The organism is Finegoldia magna, from assembly GCF_018371055.1.
GTDB lineage: Bacteria > Bacillota > Clostridia > Tissierellales > Peptoniphilaceae > Finegoldia > Finegoldia magna_I.
Genome location: NZ_JAGYZD010000314.1, coordinates 1 through 1,575, shown reverse-complemented (window position 1 = coordinate 1,575; position 1,575 = coordinate 1). Strand labels below are relative to the sequence as shown.

Annotated in this window: 3 protein-coding genes; all 3 read left to right on the top strand. The window is 29.1% G+C overall.

Going from position 1 to position 1,575, the window contains the following annotated elements; all coding sequences use genetic code 11:
* Positions 1-764: VirD4-like conjugal transfer protein, CD1115 family (locus KHW44_RS09475; protein ID WP_304068854.1), on the top strand; the 764-nt coding region annotated here is incomplete at its 5' end.
* A gap of 18 nt (positions 765-782) precedes the next feature.
* A complete protein-coding gene (locus KHW44_RS09470) occupies positions 783-1,058 on the top strand; it encodes a hypothetical protein (RefSeq protein WP_304068851.1) in 276 nt (91 codons plus the stop codon).
* 190 nt (positions 1,059-1,248) lie between these two features.
* Positions 1,249-1,560, top strand: a complete 312-nt coding sequence (locus KHW44_RS09465) for a single-stranded DNA-binding protein (RefSeq protein WP_304068849.1) — start codon at positions 1,249-1,251, stop codon at positions 1,558-1,560.
* Positions 1,561-1,575 lie beyond the last annotated feature (15 nt).

The following is a 1,575-nucleotide window of genomic DNA, read 5'->3' as shown; positions in this document are numbered from 1 at the left end:
GACTTGCACCTTTTGATATAAGAGAACTTAGAGAACTAATGAGCGAAGATGAATTAGAACTCGATAAAATTGGAGATAGGAAAACTGCTTTATTCGTAATAATATCAGATACTGATGATACCTTTAACTTTGTAGTCTCAATAATGTATTCTCAACTATTTAATCTACTATGTGATAAGGCAGATGATGTGTATGGTGGAAGACTTCCAGTTCATGTTAGGTGTCTACTTGATGAGTTTGCAAATATAGGCTTAATTCCAAAATTTGAAAAACTAATAGCGACAATTCGTTCAAGAGAAATATCAGCAAGTATAATTCTGCAAGCACAATCTCAATTAAAAGCAATTTATAAAGACCATGCAGATACAATAGTTGGTAACTGCGACTCTACACTCTTTTTAGGAGGAAAAGAAAAAACGACAGTAAAAGAATTATCAGAAACCTTAGGAAAAGAAACCATAGACCTATATAACACATCAGAAACAAGATCCAATCAAAAATCTTTTGGACTAAATTATCAAAAGACTGGCAAGGAACTTATGAGCCAAGATGAAATAACTGTAATGGATGGCGGTAAGTGCATATACCAGCTAAGAGGAGTAAGACCTTTCTTGTCTGATAAATTCGATATTACAAAGCATAAGAATTACAAGTTGTTGGAAGATTATGATAAGAAAAATTTATTTGATGTGGAAGAGTATCTAGCAAATAGAGATAAGGTAAAGTTAAAATCAAGTTATAAGATAAATAGGTTAAATATTTGAGTTTATGGAGAAAGCAAAATGTGTAAAAATAGAAAATCATCTTTAATTATATTAAATATAAATGAGGAGCAGTTTATTCTGGAAAGTGATACAGAACTTACAATGGATAAGAAAAATTATATTGAAGCAATATGTGAGACAATGTACGATGAAAGTAATGAATGGTATGAAGATATATATGATATGTCCCCATATGATATAGCTGAGCTATTTGAAAAAACAGTAAAAGAAGAAGTAGGAATAACTGTTACATTTAAAGCGATAGACCTTGAAGTATCGATTTTAGAAGATTAGAAATAAGGTATTAATAGGCGATAGAAATTAAAAACTCTATCGTCTATTTTTATACTCAAAATTAGGAGGTTAAGATGGTAAGGATAAGAAGTCCCACTTAAAACAATTTAATATATAAGACATTTAGCGATTGAAATATAAGTTCAGTCGCTTTTTTAATTGAAATTGATAGATTAAGGAGAAGAAATTAATGGATAGAGAAATGATAAATATTAATGCAAATTTAGTTAAGGAAGCTCTTTTTTCAGAATTTGAAAAAGATGGAGAAAGTGTTCAAGTAGCAAATTTTGCTCTTGTTAAAAATTATGGAAAGGGCAAAGAATATACAAATTGCTCAGTATATGGAGAAAAGGTAGAAATTGTAAAAGAATTTGAAAAAGGAGATCTAATCCATGTCTTTGGATATTTTAAAGAAAATAAAAAAGGAGATAAGGTCTACAAGAATTTTATAGTTAAATCACTAAACAAAATAGAAAATAAGAAAGAAAACGAGGAGGAATAATATGGAATTTTTTAC

Coding starts and splice junctions, on each gene's coding strand:
- KHW44_RS09470 (WP_304068851.1), top strand. CDS start 783: ATGTGTAAAAATAGAAAATCATCTTTAATTATATTAAATATAAATGAG.
- KHW44_RS09465 (WP_304068849.1), top strand. CDS start 1,249: ATGGATAGAGAAATGATAAATATTAATGCAAATTTAGTTAAGGAAGCT.